The sequence below is a fragment of the Actinacidiphila acididurans genome (genome assembly GCF_016918855.1).
GTDB lineage: Bacteria > Actinomycetota > Actinomycetes > Streptomycetales > Streptomycetaceae > Actinacidiphila > Actinacidiphila acididurans.
This window is the reverse complement of record NZ_JADKYB010000013.1, coordinates 70,147-85,394: the sequence shown is the minus strand read 5'-3', so window position 1 is coordinate 85,394 and position 15,248 is coordinate 70,147. Positions and strand designations below refer to the sequence as shown.

Below are 15,248 nucleotides of genomic sequence, written 5' to 3'. Positions count from 1 at the left end.
CCTCCTTGTTGACAGGCGCGCCGGGTCACCGCCCGGCGGAGGCGACCAGGTCGATCAGGAACGGGCCGGGGGTGGACAGGGCTTCATCGAGGGCCGGCCCGACGTGGCTCGCCGCCAGGACCCGGCGGGCCGGCACCCCGAGGGAGCGCGACAGTGCCGGGAAGTCGATCCGGGGCCGGGTCAGGTCGAACATGTCCGGCAGGGCGTGCTCGTCGATGCCCTGCTCCCGCCAGTACTGCCGGATGTTGTCGCGCAGGAGTTGGTAGGAGCCGTTGTTGCAGATCACGAACTTGGCGCCGATGTCGTAGCGGGCCGCCGTCCACAGCGCCTGCGCGGTGTAGAGGCTGCCGCCGTCGCCGGTGAAGCCCACGACCGTGGCGTCCGGACGCGCGAGCTTGGCGCCGATCGCGCCGGGGATGCCGACGCCCAGCGATCCGCCGCGGGTGGACATCCACCGGCCGGGCACGTCGGCCGGCAGGTACCGGAAGATGTCCGGCGACATCGTCAGCGCCTCGTCGAACAGGATCGCGTCGGCAGGCAGCCGGCGCGCCAGTTCGGCGCCGAACAGCGAGGCGTGCAGCGTGCCGTCGGGGGCCGCGGCCGGGCCCCGGCCGCTCCGCTCGGCGGCGCGCTTGTCGGCGGTCATCGCCGCGATCCGCGCGGCGGCGGCCGAGCGGTGCCCGGGCGACATGCGCGGCAGCAGCGCGTCGGCCAGGGCGCGCAGTGCCTGCTTGGGGTCGGCGGCGATCCCGACGTCGGCGGGGAAGTTCTTGGCGATCGCGTCGGTGTCCAGGTCGATGTGCACCACCGGCGCGCCGGGGCCGAACACCCCCGCGCCGGCCGGGAACACCTCGGGGAAGACGTAGGTCCCGACGATCAGCACCGCGTCCGCCTCCCGGGTGATCGCGCTGCTGGCGGCGCCGAACATGTGGCCGAGCTGCCCGGCGTACGCCGGATGGCTCGCCGCCAGGTTCACCTCGGACCAGTCCGCCCCCCAGACCCGCGCGCCCCACAGGGTCGCCAGCCGGCCCAGTTCCTCCTGCGCGCCGGAGAAGTGCACGCCGTCCCCGGCGATGACGATCGGCCGCCGCGCCGAGGCCAGCAGCGCCGCCGCCCGGCCGATCGCCGCGGCCGAGGGCCGGCCCGCCGTGTCCGGGACGGTGGTGGGCACGGCGGGCTCGTCGGTCCTGCCGTCCATGACGTCGGCCGGCAGGACCACCAGCACCGGTCCGTACGGCGGCGTCGCGGCCGTCTTGTAGGCCCGGCGCAGCACCCGCAGTGTCGAGTTCGGGTCGGTGACCCGGGTCGCCCACTTGGTCACCGGCCGGGCCATGCCCACCAGATCGGCGGCCATCTGCGCCTCGAACGGCTCGTAGCGCAGGCCGGCCTCGCCGACCAGGACCACCAGCGGCGCGTGGCCCCGCATCGCCTGGTAGAGCATGCCGATCCCGTTGCCCAGCCCGACGCCGCTGTGCAACTGCACCACGCCGGGCCGGCGGGTGGCGCGGGCGTAACCGTCGGCGATGCCGACCGCCGCCGCCTCGTGCAGCGTCAGCAGGTAGCCGACGTCGGAGAAGTTGCGCTGTTCGTCGAGGAACCCCTGCTCCACGGTGCCGGGGTTGCCCACCAGGAACGGGACCCCGTCGGCGCGCAGTTGCTCGAACAGCGCGACGCGCGCGGGCCGGAAATCGGACATGGATGCCTCCTGGGCGGATGCGGGGACGCTGGTGGCGGGCGCGGATCAGGCCTTGAAGCCCCATGTGCGCAGGCCCTGTTCGAGCACTTCGACGGTCTTCTCCCCGGTCAGGTACGAGTCCGGGGTCGAGCGCCCGGTGATGAACGGGTAGTCGACGATGACCGACGTCTCCTTGCCGAAGTTGCCGTGGTAGGCGCCCTCCGGGGCGGTGGCGTCGCGCAGGATGTACTCCAGCGGGTACGGCGGCGGGCCGATCACGAAGTCGGTGCCCATGAAGCCGGTGCCGTCCTTGTAGTCGTATTCGATGCAGTGTCCGGTGACGTGCTTGTTCCGCAGGATGCTGACCCGGGAGTCCTGGTCGCGGGCGAAGGCCAGCGCGGTGATGCCGTAGCACTCGGCGGCGATCGGCCGGTCCAGGTCGTGGAAGGCCAGGATCAGGTCGTGGACCCGCCAGTTGTTGGCCAGGTCGACGATCGGCCCGCTGCCGCCGACGATCAGCAGCGCGTCGTAGCGCCCGGCGATGTCCGCCCGGACCTGGTCCAGCAGCGTGTTGTAGGCCTCCCAGGCGCGCAGGAAGTCCGGGTCGCTGCGGTAGGGCCGGTCCGGCAGCCAGGAATTCAGGTCGACCGGCCGGTCCAGCAGGTCCGAGGCCTCCACCGCCCGGACCTTGTCGGCCATCTCCGGGGTGGTCACCGACCGGCCCAGCGGCGGGTCGATGTAGTTCGGGTCGTAGCTCGGCGGCAGCGCGACAGGGCGCTTGCCGGTGGGGGTGGCGAACGTCAGTTCGTAGCCTGCCCGCTGGAAGACCTCCAGCGGGCCGATGAGCTCCTCGCCCCAGTATCCGTACTCGGACAGGACGATCAGGATTCGCTTGCTCATGCACGCCTCCGAATCAGTCGGCACTTCGCGGGTCGGCGAAGCCCGATTCCTGGATACGGGGCGGGGTACGGCTCCGGGGCGGATCACGCGCCCCGGAGCCGTACAGGAGCATTTCCAGGGCTCGACTGCGTCAGGTCTGCGTCTGCGGAGCCAGTCCCTGGAGCACCTGCGCCACATGTCCGCCGGCCAGTGAGCCGTTCAGCGGGGCGTGCTGGACCAGCAGCCGGTACCAGAACGGGCCGAACACCAGGTCGACGGCGTGTTCGAGGTCGATGTCAGGGGCGATCTCGCCGCGTTCCTGGCCGCGCTGCAGGATCTGGGCCACCACGGCGCGGCGCTCGCCGATCCAGCCCCGGAAGACGTCGGCGAAAGCCTCGTCGAACTGCGCCGCGGTCATCAGGCCGCGCAGCGCGTTGACCCGCCAGGGGAACGAACTGATCCGGTACAGCTCGCGGATGAAGATGGTCAGGTCCCGTTTGACGCTGCCGGTGTCCGGGACCCGCAGCCGCTGGGTCACCGTCGTGTTGAACGTCTCCATGATCAGCTCGGCCTTGGACTTCCACCAGCGGTAGATCGTGCTCTTGGCCACGCCCGAGCGGGCCGCCACGCCTTCGATCGTCAGAGCGCCGAAGCCGCACTCCTCCAGCAGCTCGGCGGCGGCGGCCAGCACCTCCGCGTGCGCGTCCTTGCTGCGGACGCTGCCCCCGGTGCGCCTGGGCTTGGGATTGGGCTGGGTGGCGGTGGCTGAGGAGCTCGGCATGGACACCAGCGTAGCAGCCGGACTATGCTCGAATAGAACGCTACGTAGCGATTCGAATCTCAGCCTCGGGCCTGTGACCTGCGGCTTCCTCATCCTGCATCAGGATCACCCGGCTTCGGTGTCCGCCGGAGCCCACTCACGCGAGGAGATCCCGCCATGTCCCATCCGAGTGCGGCGGTCGGGGCCGAACGCCACAGGTTCGCCCTGCCGCTGCTGTTAACCGTGCAGTTCATGCTCATCCTCGACTCGACGATCATCGGCGTCGCGCTGCCGTCGATGGCCAAGCACCTGGGTTTCGCGCAACAGGACCTGCCCTGGGTGACCAACGCCTACGTGCTGCTGTTCGGCGGCTTCCTGCTGCTGGGCGGGCGGCTGACCGACATGTTCGGCCGGCGCCAGCTGTTCATCGGCGCGCTGGTCTTCTTCGCCGCCGCTTCGCTGGTCGGCGGCCTGGCGACCACACCGGGTGTGCTGCTGGCGGCGCGCAGCCTCCAGGGGCTGGCCTCCGCTTTCGCCGCGCCGGCCGCGCTGTCCCTGGTGCTCACCGTCTACCCCGACGACACACCCGACCACCAGGCGGAGCGCGGCAAGGCCCTGACGCTGTACGGTGCCGTCTCGGGCGCCGGCGGCGCGGCCGGCATGATCCTCGGCGGGCTGCTGGTGACCTGGTTCGGCTGGCAGGCGGTGTTCTACGTCAATGTGCCGATCGCGCTGGCCGCGGCCTTCATCGCCCCGCGCATCCTGCCGCGTACCCCGTCGGCCGGTTTCTCCGGCGGCTTCGACCTGCCCGGCGCGCTGACCCTGACCGGTGGCATGTCGCTGCTCGTCTACACCCTGGTCGAGACCGACCGCTACAGCTGGGGCTCCGCGCACACCCTGGGCTTCGGCGCGGCCGCGATCGTCCTGCTGGCGCTGTTCGCCGTGATCCAGACCCGCGCCTCCAACCCGTTGGTGCCGCTGGGGATCTTCAAGCGCACCGTGCAGCGCGGCGGCAACCTCGTCGGTGCCTTCACCACCGCCGGGATCATCCCCTCGATGTTCTTCTTCACCCTGTACCTCCAGCAGTTGCGCGGCTTCTCGCCCCTGCGCGCGGGCCTGTCCATGGTTCCGCTCGCGCTGTCACTGGTGCTCGCCGCGACCCTGCTGGTGGCCCGGCTGATCCCGCGGATCGGCATCAAGGGCACCGCGGTGCTCGGCAACGTCCTGGTGCTCTCCGGCGCGCTCCTGGGTTCCCGGATCGACGGCGGCGCCTTCTTCACGCAGCAGTTCTTCCCCGAGGTGCTGATCGGCGCCGGAGGCGGCATCGTCTGGGTGTGCGCGACCGTCGGCGCGACCGCGTTCGTGTCCCAGGAGGAAGCCGGCCTGGCCTCCGGCCTGTTCGACGCCAGCATCCAGGTCGGCGCCGCGCTGGGGCTGGCCGTCCTCACCACCATCGCCACCAACCACACCCACTCGCAGGTGCTGGCCCGCGCCTCGGACCCCGTCCTCAGCGGCTACCGCTGGGGCCTGGTCGGCGCGGCCGCGGCCGAGGCGGTGGCGCTGCTGATCGCGCTCACCCACCTGCCGGGACGGCAGAAGCCCCAGGCCCAGGAGCCGGCCCAGGCCGCGGACCAAGGCGCCGACGAGCCGGTACTCGAAGCCTGAACACGCGCCGCGACACCGGGAGAAGGACAAAGAGGCAAGGAGACAGGCATGAAGGTCGATTTCTACAGCGACATCGGCTGTGTGTGGTGCTACATCAGCATGCACCGTCTGAAGCGGGCGCTGGAGAGGTTCCCGGGCGCGGACCGGGTGGAGGTGATCCACCGGCCCTTCCAGCTCGACCCCTCGCTGCCCACCGAGGCAAAGCCGCATCTGGAGTTCCTGGACGGCCTGTTCGGCCCGCAGCAGGCCGCGCAGATCGTCGAACGCGTCACCCGGATCACCGGGCGCGACGGCATCCCGTACAACCCCCGCACCGCCTTGAGCAGCAACACCCTGCTCGCCCACCGGCTGCTGCGCCTGGCCGAGCTCGAACACGGCCGCCGGACGCAGACCGAGCTCAAGGCCCGGATGTACGCGGCCCGCTTCGCCGAGGGCGGCGACATCGGCGACGTGGCGCAACTGGCGGACATGGCGGTCGGGGTCGGCATGGACCGGACGCGTGTGGCGGCCTACCTCGCCTCCGACGAGGGGGCGAAGGAGATCCGCGAGCAGGTCGACGCGGCCCGGGCCATGGGCGTCTCCTCGGTGCCGACGTTCGTCGTCGACGGCAAGTGGTCGGTGTCCGGCGCTCAGGAGGTGGCCGTGTTCGTGCAGTTGCTGGAGCGGGCCGCCGCCGACGGGGCCGACGCCGAGGACGGTGCCGCGGGCGAGGAAGCCTTCACCTGCTGAACCAGGGCGCGACTCGCGCCCCGGCGCAGTGGCGGCACGGCATCAGTGCCCTGCCGTCACCGCCCGGGTGCGCGGGTCGCGCCCTTTGCCGTCCGGCGCGAATCTCCCGCGACTTCTCCCGCGACTTTCCGAGGTCGGCACCCGCAATTGACGCAGTCCGCGTCCCGCGCCGGGCCGGCCGCCTCCCGGCGCCCCGCCGAATCTACTTTCTGGTGTGCAGACACCAGCGGACCTCTGGGGGAGTCCCATGAGCAACGGCTCGATCACGGCGGTGCTTCCCGGCCCGCCGGCCCGCCGCCCGGTGCTGCTGCTCGCGCTCGGCAGCTTCGCGCTGGGCACCGACGTCTACGTGATCAGCGGCGTGCTGCCCGCCGTCGCCTCCGGCCTGCACGTGGGTACGGCGGCCGCCGGCCTGCTGGTCACCGTGTTCTCCGCCGTGTACGCACTCGGCGCGCCGATCCTCGCGGTCGTCAGCGGCGGTATCGAGCGGCGCAGGCTCCTGACGACGGCCCTGGCGGTCTTCGTCGCGGCCAACGTCGTGGCGACCCTGGCCCCGGACTACGGCACCATGGCGGCGGCCCGGGTGCTCGCCGCGCTCGGCGCGGGCCTCTACACCCCGGCGGCCACCGCGGTCGCCGCGGGCCTGGCCGCACCGCACGAGCGGGGCCGCGCCCTGGCCGCCGTCCTGGGCGGCCTGACACTGGCCGGCGCGCTCGGCGTCCCGGCCGGCACGCTGGTCGGTCAGAACCTGGGCTGGCGCTGGACCTTTGTGCTCGTCACCGTCCTCGGCCTGGTCGCCCTCATCGGCCTGGCCACGTCCCTGCCGCCGATCCCCGCCGGCGGCACCGCGTCGCTGCGCGAGCGACTGGCCGTCGCCGCGATCCGCGGTGTCCCGGCCACGCTGACCTCGATCGTCCTGGCGCTCGCCGGCGTCTACACCCTCTACACCTACCTGGCCTGGTTCGCCGGCCACACCGCCGGTATCCGCGGCGGGGCCCTGGCCGCGGTGTACTTCGGCTACGGCGTGGCCGCCCTGATCGCGACCGCCGCCGCCGGCTGGCTGACCGACCACCGCTCGCCGAGCGCCGTCGCGGCCTTCTCCATCGGCGGGCTGGTCGTCGCCTACGGCGCGCTGGGCCTGCTCGCCTGGCGCACCCGCCCCTCGGCCGGCGTCGCCGTCGCCCTGGCCGCGCTCGTCGTGTTCTGGGCGCTCACCGGCTGGATGTTCTATCCCGCGCAACAAAAGCGCCTGGTCGCGGTGGCCGGCCTGCCGCAGGCCCCGGTCGTGCTCTCGCTGTCCGCCTCAGCCGTCTACGCCGGGCAGGCCGTGGGCGGCGCGGCCGGCGGGGCGTTGCTCGGCGGGAACCCCGGCCGGCTCGGCGCCGCCGCCGCGGTCGCCGAGGCGCTGGCACTGGTCGCCCTGGCCGTCGCCGTACGCCAGGGCCGGGCGCCGCGGCCCAAGGATCCCGCTCCCGTTCACGCACCGACCGACACCCCAGAAGAAGTGGAGACGACATGACCGAGCCGGACACCTCAGCGCTGCGCACCTTCGCCCAGGACTGGTTCGACGCCCTGAGCCATCGCGCACCGGTGGAGCAGCTGCTGGGCTTCGTGGTCGACGACGGCCTGCGCATGGCCTTCCCCGAGGGGACGCTGCTCAGCCACGCCGACGTCGAGGACTGGTACGCCGCCGTCGGCCGGATCTACACCGACCAGACGCACACCATCGAGCGCTTCCTCGCCGTGCCGACCGAGTCGGGCACCGACGTGACCGTGACCGTGGTGTGGACCGCCCGGCAGCTCGCCGACGACGAGCGCCTGGCCTTCCGGGTCGACCAGGCATGGAAGCTCACCGCCGGCGGCCCCGACGGCAAGCAGCGCATCGCCGACTACCAGGTCGGCACCCTGACCCCGATACCGGTCTGAGCACCGGTCCGAGCCGGAAGGCAGTACCCGGATGACAGAGAACTACGACTACATCGTGGTGGGCGCCGGAGCGGCGGGCAGCGTGCTGGCCGCCCGGCTGAGCGCGGACCCCGACGTCACGGTGCTGGTGCTGGAAGCCGGCGGCACGTCCATCCCGGAGACCGTCGACATCCCGTACCGCTGGGCCGAGCACCACTTCACCGACCTGGACTGGCAGTACTTCTCGACCGAACAGGCCGCGCTGGACGGCCGGAAGGTCTATCTGGCCGCGGGCAAGGGCATCGGCGGGTCCACCAACCTCTACCACATGATCCATGTGCGCGGCGCCGCGGCCGACTTCGACGGCTGGGCCCACCACGGCGCGCCCGGCTGGTCGTGGCAGGACGTCCTGCCGTACTTCCAGCGGTTCGAGGACCAGCACGACGGCGCCAACCCGTCCGCCGGCACCGGCGGCCCCGTCCCCGTTGTCAATCCGGCCGACCACGGTGGCAACCCCCTCTCGCGCAGTTTCATCGAGGCCTGCGTCGAACTCGGACACCCGGAGACCGCGGACTTCAACGCCACGCTGAACGGCGCGGGATGGCATCACCTGCACATCGCGGACGGCAAGCGGTACGGCGTGCGCAAGGCGTACCTGGAGCCTGCGACGGCCCGGCCGAACACGACGCTGGCCGCCGGAGCGCCGGTGTCCCGGGTGCTGATGTCCGGTGGCCGCGCGATCGGCGTGGAGTACACGCAGGACGGCCGGACCATGCAGGCCCACGCCGATCGCGAGGTGATCCTGAGCGCCGGCGCCCTCCAGTCGCCCAAGCTGCTGATGCTCTCCGGCATCGGCCGGCCCGAGCACCTGGCCGAGTTCGGGATCCCGACCGCGGTCGCGCTGCCAGGGGTCGGCGAGAACCTGCACGACCACGTGCTGGTCGTCGCGCCGGTCGCGATGACCGAGCGCGCGGCGCCGGAGCCCCGGCTGAACCTCGCCGAGGCGTGCCTGTTCCTCAACACCGGCGGCTGGCCGACGGCGGACCTGGAGATCGGGTTCATCCACCGGGCCCAGTTCCAGCCGGCTCCGGATCCGAAGCTGGCCACGATGCTGCCGGGGGTGACGCGTCCGCTCTCGCGCGGCACCTTGCGCCTGGCCTCGGCCGATCCGGCGGACGCCCCGCTGGCCGACCCGCGCTATCTGTCGCATCCACTGGATTTGGAGCGGCTGGTGCGCGGCTTCGAGATCGGCCGGGAACTGCTGGGCACCGCGGCCTTCGCCCAGTGGGGTGTCAAGGAGGTCACGCCGGGTCCCGGCGTGGCGACCAGGGCCGAGATCACCGAGTACGTACGGGCGAACGCGGGCTCGTACTTCCACTACACGGGCACGGCCCGGATGGGCACCGACGAACTCGCGGTCGTGGACCCGCAGCTGCGGGTGCGCGGCGTGGACGGGCTGCGGGTGGTGGACGCCTCGGTCATGCCGGACGTCACCAGCGGCAACCCGCAGAGCGCGGTGCTGATGATCGCCGAGCGGGCCGCCGACCTGATCGCCGGCCGCGCGCCCGAGCGGGGCTGAGCCGTGGCCGCCGAGGAGGGGTACGACTTCGTCGTGGTCGGCGCGGGATCGGCCGGGAGCGTGGTCGCGCACCGGCTGGCCTCGCGCACCGCGGCGCGGGTGCTGCTGGTCGAGGCCGGCGGTCCGGACCTCCGGCCGGAGATCCACGACCAGGCGCTGTCCGGCGTGCTGTCGCTGTGGGGGCCGGGCGAGCTGGACTGGGGCTATGCCACCGAGCCCCAGCCCGGACTCGGCGGGCGCGTCGTGCCGATCGCCCGGGGCAAGGTGTGGGGCGGGTCGAGTTCGATCAACGCGATGCTGCATGTGCGCGGCAACCGGCGCGATTTCGAGCGCTGGGCCGCACTCGGCAACGAGGGCTGGGGGTATCGGGATGTACTGCCGTACTTCCGGCGGTCCGAGACCTTCCGCGGCCAGGCGTCGGACTACCGGGGCACCGAAGGTCCGGTCAGCGTCCTGACGCACGCCGAAGCCACGCCGGTCTCCCGGGCGCTGTTCGCGGCCGGCGCCGAAATCGGCCTTCGGGACGGCGGCGCGGCGTTCGACTACAACGCCGCCGAGCAGGAGGACACGGTCTTCTTCTACCAGTCCACGAAGAACCCCGACCTGACCCGGTCCAGTTCGGCCACCGCCTACCTGCACCCGGCGCTGGACCTGCCGAACCTGACCGTCCGGGACCGGAGCCTGGCGACCCGGCTGACGGTGGCCGGCGGGCGGGTCACCGGGCTCGCGTACGTGCGGGACGGCAGGTACGAGTACGCGCGCGCCGAGCGGGAGGTCATCGTCTGCGCCGGTGCCTTCGAGTCCCCGCACCTGCTGATGCTCTCCGGCATCGGCCCGGCCGGCCAGTTGCGCCGGCACGGGATCGGCGTCGTCGCGGACCTGCCCGCAGTCGGCGCGAACCTGCAGGACCACATGATCCTTCCGGTCGCGTACCTCAGCACCGGGTTCCGGGACGCCGAGGCGACGCTGATCGCGGAGACAGGGTTCTTCGTCAGGACCGGCGATCAGGCCGCCGAGGAGCCGCCCGGGCTCCAGATGAACCTCGGCGGCCTGAAGTTCGTGCCGCCCGACCTGGACCAGGACGGCCCCGGCTTCACCTTCGCCCCGGTGATCACCCAGCCGCGCAGCACCGGATCGGTCCGCCTGACGTCGGGGGACCCGGCCGAGCGGATGGCGGTCGATCCCGGCTATCTGACCGACCGCGCCGATGTCGAGTCCTTCCTGGAGGGCGTGGAGACGGCCCGCGCGCTTGCGGCGAGCCGGGCGTTCGAGCCCTTCGCCAAGGCCGAGATCGCCCCTGGGCCGCACGCCCGGACCCGAGCGGAGCTCATCGCATACGTACGGGGATACGCCGGCACCCTGTGGCATCCCGTGGGCACCTGCCGGATGGGCACGGGCGAGGACGCCGTGGTCGATCCGCGGCTGCGAGTGCGCGGCGTGGACGGCCTGCGAGTGGCCGACGCGTCCGTCATGCCGCGGATCGTCGCCGGCAACACCAATGCCGCAACGCTCATGATCGGCGAGAAGGCGGCCGACATGGTCATCGCGGACAGCGGGTTGTGAAACATTCCGACCACGAGGGGAGCGGCGCGATGGCGCTGTCCGACGACTCCGGAGCGAAGCTGTACCTGGCCTTCGCGGACCTGTTCAACCGCCGCGAGTACGAGCGCCTCGACGATGTGCTCACCGCGGACTTCACCGACCACCACCCGGGCCTGGTCGACGTGACCGGCCTGGATGTCTACCGGCGCAACCTGGCCGCCGTCATCACCGCGCTGGACATGCGGGCCGAACCGGAGGACGTGGTCGGTGCCGGCGACCGGGTCTACACCCGGATCAAACTGACCGGCCGGCATGTCGGCACCTTCCTGGGCATCGAGCCGACCGGCGCCGAACTCAGCTGGTACACGCACGAGATCTGGCGGTTCGACGGCGACCGGTTCGCCGAGCGCTGGGCGGTCGACGACCTGCTGAGCCTGCTGGGGCAGATGGGCTACCCGCTGCCGGGCTGGACCGACCCCGAGTGATCCGCCCTCGGTGACCGATGCCGTTCATCCAGGCCGGTCATGCGGGCCGGCGATCCATGCCAGTGATCGACCCCTTTACAGACGGGAGGATTCCCATGCACATCAAGGAAGTCGTCGACCGCTACTACGAACTCGCCAACGCCGGGGACTGGGACGCCTGGTGCGACCTGTTCGCCGAGGACCTGGTGATGGACGAGCAACTGGCCGGGCACGTCGAGGGCATCGGGCCGCTGCGCGAGATGATGCGCGGCTTCCCCGAGACGTTCGCCGTGTTCGCCAACAAGCCGGTGCACGTGGTCATCGACGGCGTGCAGGCGGCGGTGATCTCCACGATCACAGCCCGGACCCACTCCGGCGCCGGCATCGAGGCCGGGGTGTGCAACTACTTCCGGATCGAGGACGGGCGCATCACGTACATGGCGAACTTCCACGACAGCGTGCCGTTCGCGCCGATCCAGCAGCCGCAGGGGGCCTGACCATGAGTGCTGCCGATGCCCCGGTCCTGCGCACGGTCCGCTGGTCGCACGTCGGTCTGAACTGCCGGAACCAGGACGCGACCGAGGCGTTCTACCGCGACTGGTTCGGCTTCCGCCGGGCCCGGGTGGTCGCCGGAGACGGCTGGCGGGTCGTGTTCCTGCGGCGCGGCGATGTCTACCTGGAGCTGTTCGGCACCGACGCCGAGGCCGCCTTCGAGGCGAAGGACGACGGTCCGCGGCAGCCGGGCCTGGCGCGGCACCTGGCCTTCCAGGTGGACGACGTGGACGCCTTCCTGGCGGCCGCCGACGGCCGGTTGCCGATCACCCTGGGCCCAGCGGGCTTCGACGAGTACATCCCGGGCTGGAAGACCGTGTGGGTCAGCGATCCGGACGGTGTGGTCGTGGAGGTCAGCCAGGGCTACCGCGATCAGGACCCCGCCGAACTGGCGAAGCTGTCCTGAACCGGCGATTCACGGAACCGGCCCCGTCGACGGCGGGGCCGGTTACGTGTCATCTTGCAGCAAAACACAACGTTATCGTCATGATTGAGAGGATCGGCCATGGGCGGGGTACTGATCAGCCACGGCGTCAACGGATCACCGGGAGGCAACTGGTATCCCTGGCTCGCCGGGCGGCTTCGCGCCGACGGGCACGAGGTGGCCGTGCCGGCACTCCCCGCGGAGCCTGACCCCCACGGCTGGCAGAAGACCATTGAGACCGCGCTGCCTGCCGCGCCGGCCGACACCGTCCTGGTCGGCCACAGCCTCGGCGGCGTCGCGCTGCTGCGGCTGCTGCAGAACCATGACGTCGCGGCCCACGGCCCCTTCCGCGGCCTGCTCCTGGTCGCCTCGATGGCCGGCGACCTCGGCTATTCGCACCTCAAGGGCTTCTACACTCCGGGATTCGACTGGCCGCGCATCCGCGCCGCCGTGCGGGGCGCCCGGGTGCTGCACGCCGTCGACGACCCGGTCACCGGCGCCCGCGTCCCCGAGCACATGATGATCTTCGCCGGGAAGCTCGGAGCCCGGGTCCTGCTCATGCCCGACGGCGGCCACTTCCCGAGCCACGGCTCGACGCGCCCGGAACTGCCCGAGGCGCTGCGGCTGGTCCGGGAGCTGCTCGGCTGAAACGCCGCCGTCGGCCGCAAGCCCGGACCGAACCGACCCCGGCCACCGTGCCGGCCACGCGTACGGCCCCGATCAGGGCTGATCGGGGCCGACGCAGGCGGGAAGCCGACGGCCCGGGCGGCCCGGCGCTTCAGGCGCGCGGGCCGCCCGGGCCGTGCGGTGGCTCACCGGCTCGGGCCGCGGTCACCCGGCAGCAGTGCGGCACCCACCTCGACGACGTCGAGGTCGAGCACGAAGGCGTCGGTGGCCGCAAGCGCCAGCGCCACCTGCGGCGCCGCGCTTCCGGCGATCGCGAACTCGGTGCCGAGCCGCGCCTTGGAACGGGACACCAGCAACTCGTTGACCGCCTGCCGGCACATCGCGTTCACCCGCTCCAGGTGCACCTCGACCCGCTCGGGATCCCCGCTCAGCGCCGAGTCCAGAACGCGCCGGAACCGGCCCAGCTCCTCGTCCCCCACCGGGCCGCGCACGTGGACGTGCGCGGTCTTCCCGTCGGTGTCGCCGGTCAGATGCGTGCGCATGGTCGAGGGCACCAGCATGACCCGCACGCGCGTCGGCCGGTCGCCGGCCGGCAGGTTGACGATCATGGCCTCCGGGTCGTAGTCGTGCCAGGGCCGGTCGTCGACCCATACCGCGTCCAGCCGCACCTGCCCGGCCGGCAGCAGGTCCGGCGCCACCCGTAGCTGCCGTCCGGGCAGGAAGTCCGGCGTGGGCTTGAAATGCAGCGTCAGCGGATGCCGCCCGAGCAGCAGTCCGGTGTAGACCGCGGCCAGATAGCACAGCTCCACCGAGTGGTAGCCGGCCATCGCGTGGCTGCCCTTGAGGCGCTCGTTGCCGAGCAGGTACGGGAGCCCGGACGCCAGCACGTTGTAGTAGACGCCGCCGTCGTCGTGGTCGAGGAAGAACGCGTTGTAGAAGGACGCGGACTCCCGTGCCTGCCGCAGGTGCTCGGGGTCGCCGCCGGTGCCGGCCAGGATCAGGTAGGCCAGGATCGCCTGCTCCTGCTGCCACCAGGCCTTGCGGTCGTGCCAGACGAAGCGGTGCCCGGCCGGGCCGTGGGACGCCGTGCGCTCGACGACGTCGTACCAGCCGCCGCGCTGCAGGTCGGATCCCGCCTCCGGCATCGTCTCGGCGAGCCGCCGGGCCAGATCGCCGTACGCGGCCTTGGGCCGCAGCGCCGCGATCCGGGTCAGGTTCCAGGCGATCTTCAGGTTGTGGCCGACCACCGCCCGGTCCTGCTGCCAGGCCCAGCTCCGGTCCGGGCTCCAGTCCTCGTGGAATCGCTCCTGGACGAACGGGCTGTCCGGCTCGTCCGGGAAGTGCGCCACGATCGCGTCGGCGGTCTGCTCCAGCATGTCCGCGAGGTCGCGGCGGCCGGTGGCCAGGAAGGCGTTGATCAGGTACGCCGGGGCGTGGTCGCCGATGGAGTTCCAGTTCTTCCGGGCGCGGTTGCGGCCCAGCTTGTCGGCCTTGGGGTCCAGCGCCACGGGGTCCAGGTGGGAGAAGAACCCGCCGTGCACCGGGTCGGCGAAGTGCTCGCGGAACAGGGCCAGCGTCTGGTCCAGGTCCTCGGCGATCCGCGGGTCGCCGGTGACCCGGTAGGTCTGCACCGGCCCGGCCAGCGCGTATATCTGCTCGTACATGGGGATGGCGTCGTAGTCGTCGCCGAATTCCGAGGCCAGGACCTTGCGGTCGCCGGCCGCGGTGATGTCGATGCCGTGGTACCAGTACGCGATCCCGGCGGCGGCGTCGTGGATCTTCATCTGGGTGCGCAGATAGTCCGTGCCGGTCTCGGCCGCCTCCAGGAACCGTTCCTTGCCGGTCATGAGGTACGCGGTCGCCAGGCCGTAGACGAGGCGGGAGATGGTGTCGGTCTCCTGCCGCACGTCCTGGCCGCCGAATTCGGGCAGGTGGGTGCCGGCCAGGGTCAGCTTGGTGCGGAACTTCCGCCAGTCGTACTTGCCGTCGGGGAAATGGCCGCGCAGGTAGAAATCGGCGACCTCGGTCACCTGCCGCAGCCACCAGTCGGGGTCCTCGAACACGTAGACGCCGCGATCCTCCTCCGGGAACGTCAGCTCCTTGCCCTCGATGACCACCCCGGAGGGGTCTTCGTAGAAGATGGCGTAGACGTAGACGAAGCGGCCCTCGGCGAGCATGTCGATCAGGCGGTGGCTGCAGTCGCGGTAGTCCTCGCCGAGGTTGCGCACGATGCGCGCCGCGGCGTTCTCGGCGATCTCGACGGTGTGCCGCCGTCCGTCGGCGGTCCGTAATTCGAAACGGCGCCGCGCGGGGTCCGAGGAAGTGATGTAACCGGCAAGCGTGTCGGAAAAGGTCAGTCGTGGCGATGGGTTGGCCATTTTTGCGTCACCTTTCTACAACCCTCAGGAGTTCACCGCGCCCGCGCGGACAGCGGACCCCGACGGATC

The 15,248-nt window shown here is 71.8% G+C and carries 14 protein-coding genes; 10 read left to right on the top strand and 4 right to left on the bottom strand.

The window, feature by feature from the left end; translation table 11 throughout:
• Positions 1-25: 25 nt before the first annotated feature.
• From ITX44_RS23600 to ITX44_RS23590, 3 genes are all read right to left on the bottom strand, one after another.
• Complete coding sequence (locus ITX44_RS23600) at positions 26-1,696, bottom strand: thiamine pyrophosphate-binding protein (RefSeq protein ID WP_205359338.1); 1,671 nt, start codon at positions 1,694-1,696, stop codon at positions 26-28.
• Between the two features lie 45 nt (positions 1,697-1,741).
• Positions 1,742-2,575, bottom strand: a complete 834-nt coding sequence (locus ITX44_RS23595) for a type 1 glutamine amidotransferase domain-containing protein (protein ID WP_205359337.1) — start codon at positions 2,573-2,575, stop codon at positions 1,742-1,744.
• A 130-nt stretch (positions 2,576-2,705) separates the two neighbouring features.
• A complete protein-coding gene (locus tag ITX44_RS23590) occupies positions 2,706-3,335 on the bottom strand; it encodes a TetR/AcrR family transcriptional regulator (RefSeq protein ID WP_205359336.1) in 630 nt (209 codons plus the stop codon).
• A gap of 156 nt (positions 3,336-3,491) precedes the next feature.
• On the opposite strand from ITX44_RS23590, the gene ITX44_RS23585 reads away from it, so the two are divergent.
• The 10 genes from ITX44_RS23585 to ITX44_RS23540 all read left to right on the top strand — a co-directional run bounded on the left by ITX44_RS23585 (position 3,492) and on the right by ITX44_RS23540 (position 12,822).
• Positions 3,492-4,979 carry an MFS transporter gene (locus tag ITX44_RS23585; RefSeq protein ID WP_205359335.1) on the top strand — a complete coding sequence of 496 codons (1,488 nt, stop codon included), beginning with the start codon at positions 3,492-3,494 and terminating at the stop codon, positions 4,977-4,979.
• A 48-nt stretch (positions 4,980-5,027) separates the two neighbouring features.
• On the top strand, positions 5,028-5,708 hold the full coding sequence (locus tag ITX44_RS23580) for a DsbA family oxidoreductase (protein WP_205359334.1): 681 nt from the start codon (positions 5,028-5,030) through the stop codon (positions 5,706-5,708).
• Positions 5,709-5,955: 247 nt separating this feature from the next.
• Positions 5,956-7,227, top strand: coding sequence for an MFS transporter (locus ITX44_RS23575; protein WP_205359333.1), 1,272 nt, complete (start codon positions 5,956-5,958; stop codon positions 7,225-7,227).
• Positions 7,224-7,634: a hypothetical protein gene (locus ITX44_RS23570; protein WP_205359332.1), complete on the top strand. Its 411-nt coding sequence runs from the start codon at positions 7,224-7,226 to the stop codon at positions 7,632-7,634. Before ITX44_RS23575 ends, ITX44_RS23570 begins: the two co-directional genes overlap by 4 nt.
• A gap of 31 nt (positions 7,635-7,665) precedes the next feature.
• A complete protein-coding gene (locus ITX44_RS23565; RefSeq protein WP_205359331.1) occupies positions 7,666-9,192 on the top strand; it encodes a GMC family oxidoreductase in 1,527 nt (508 codons plus the stop codon).
• A gap of 3 nt (positions 9,193-9,195) precedes the next feature.
• A complete protein-coding gene (locus tag ITX44_RS42730) occupies positions 9,196-10,755 on the top strand; it encodes a GMC family oxidoreductase (protein ID WP_205359330.1) in 1,560 nt (519 codons plus the stop codon).
• Positions 10,752-11,219 (top strand): ester cyclase, encoded by a 468-nt coding sequence (locus ITX44_RS23555; RefSeq protein WP_205359329.1) that lies wholly within the window; start codon positions 10,752-10,754, stop codon positions 11,217-11,219. Before ITX44_RS42730 ends, ITX44_RS23555 begins: the two co-directional genes overlap by 4 nt.
• Before the next feature lie 95 nt (positions 11,220-11,314).
• The gene (locus ITX44_RS23550) at positions 11,315-11,695 is read left to right on the top strand and encodes a nuclear transport factor 2 family protein (RefSeq protein ID WP_205359328.1); all 381 of its coding nucleotides are present in this window, start codon (positions 11,315-11,317) and stop codon (positions 11,693-11,695) included.
• Between the two features lie 2 nt (positions 11,696-11,697).
• Positions 11,698-12,156 carry a VOC family protein gene (locus tag ITX44_RS23545; RefSeq protein ID WP_205359327.1) on the top strand — a complete coding sequence of 153 codons (459 nt, stop codon included), beginning with the start codon at positions 11,698-11,700 and terminating at the stop codon, positions 12,154-12,156.
• Between the two features lie 99 nt (positions 12,157-12,255).
• The gene (locus tag ITX44_RS23540) at positions 12,256-12,822 is read left to right on the top strand and encodes an RBBP9/YdeN family alpha/beta hydrolase (RefSeq protein WP_205359326.1); all 567 of its coding nucleotides are present in this window, start codon (positions 12,256-12,258) and stop codon (positions 12,820-12,822) included.
• Positions 12,823-12,986: 164 nt separating this feature from the next.
• Here ITX44_RS23540 and ITX44_RS23535 read toward each other — a convergent pair whose 3' ends face one another.
• A complete protein-coding gene (locus tag ITX44_RS23535) occupies positions 12,987-15,179 on the bottom strand; it encodes an AGE family epimerase/isomerase (protein WP_205359325.1) in 2,193 nt (730 codons plus the stop codon).
• Positions 15,180-15,248 lie beyond the last annotated feature (69 nt).

Excerpts from the sequence above, each read along its gene's own strand:
- ITX44_RS23580 (WP_205359334.1), top strand. The coding sequence starts at position 5,028 with ATGAAGGTCGATTTCTACAGCGACATCGGCTGTGTGTGGTGCTACATC.
- ITX44_RS23590 (WP_205359336.1), bottom strand. The coding sequence starts at position 3,335 with ATGCCGAGCTCCTCAGCCACCGCCACCCAGCCCAATCCCAAGCCCAGG.
- ITX44_RS23570 (WP_205359332.1), top strand. The coding sequence starts at position 7,224 with ATGACCGAGCCGGACACCTCAGCGCTGCGCACCTTCGCCCAGGACTGG.
- ITX44_RS23535 (WP_205359325.1), bottom strand. The coding sequence starts at position 15,179 with ATGGCCAACCCATCGCCACGACTGACCTTTTCCGACACGCTTGCCGGT.
- ITX44_RS23545 (WP_205359327.1), top strand. The coding sequence starts at position 11,698 with ATGAGTGCTGCCGATGCCCCGGTCCTGCGCACGGTCCGCTGGTCGCAC.
- ITX44_RS23595 (WP_205359337.1), bottom strand. The coding sequence starts at position 2,575 with ATGAGCAAGCGAATCCTGATCGTCCTGTCCGAGTACGGATACTGGGGC.
- ITX44_RS23585 (WP_205359335.1), top strand. The coding sequence starts at position 3,492 with ATGTCCCATCCGAGTGCGGCGGTCGGGGCCGAACGCCACAGGTTCGCC.
- ITX44_RS23600 (WP_205359338.1), bottom strand. The coding sequence starts at position 1,696 with ATGTCCGATTTCCGGCCCGCGCGCGTCGCGCTGTTCGAGCAACTGCGC.
- ITX44_RS23575 (WP_205359333.1), top strand. The coding sequence starts at position 5,956 with ATGAGCAACGGCTCGATCACGGCGGTGCTTCCCGGCCCGCCGGCCCGC.
- ITX44_RS23540 (WP_205359326.1), top strand. The coding sequence starts at position 12,256 with ATGGGCGGGGTACTGATCAGCCACGGCGTCAACGGATCACCGGGAGGC.
- ITX44_RS23550 (WP_205359328.1), top strand. The coding sequence starts at position 11,315 with ATGCACATCAAGGAAGTCGTCGACCGCTACTACGAACTCGCCAACGCC.
- ITX44_RS23565 (WP_205359331.1), top strand. The coding sequence starts at position 7,666 with ATGACAGAGAACTACGACTACATCGTGGTGGGCGCCGGAGCGGCGGGC.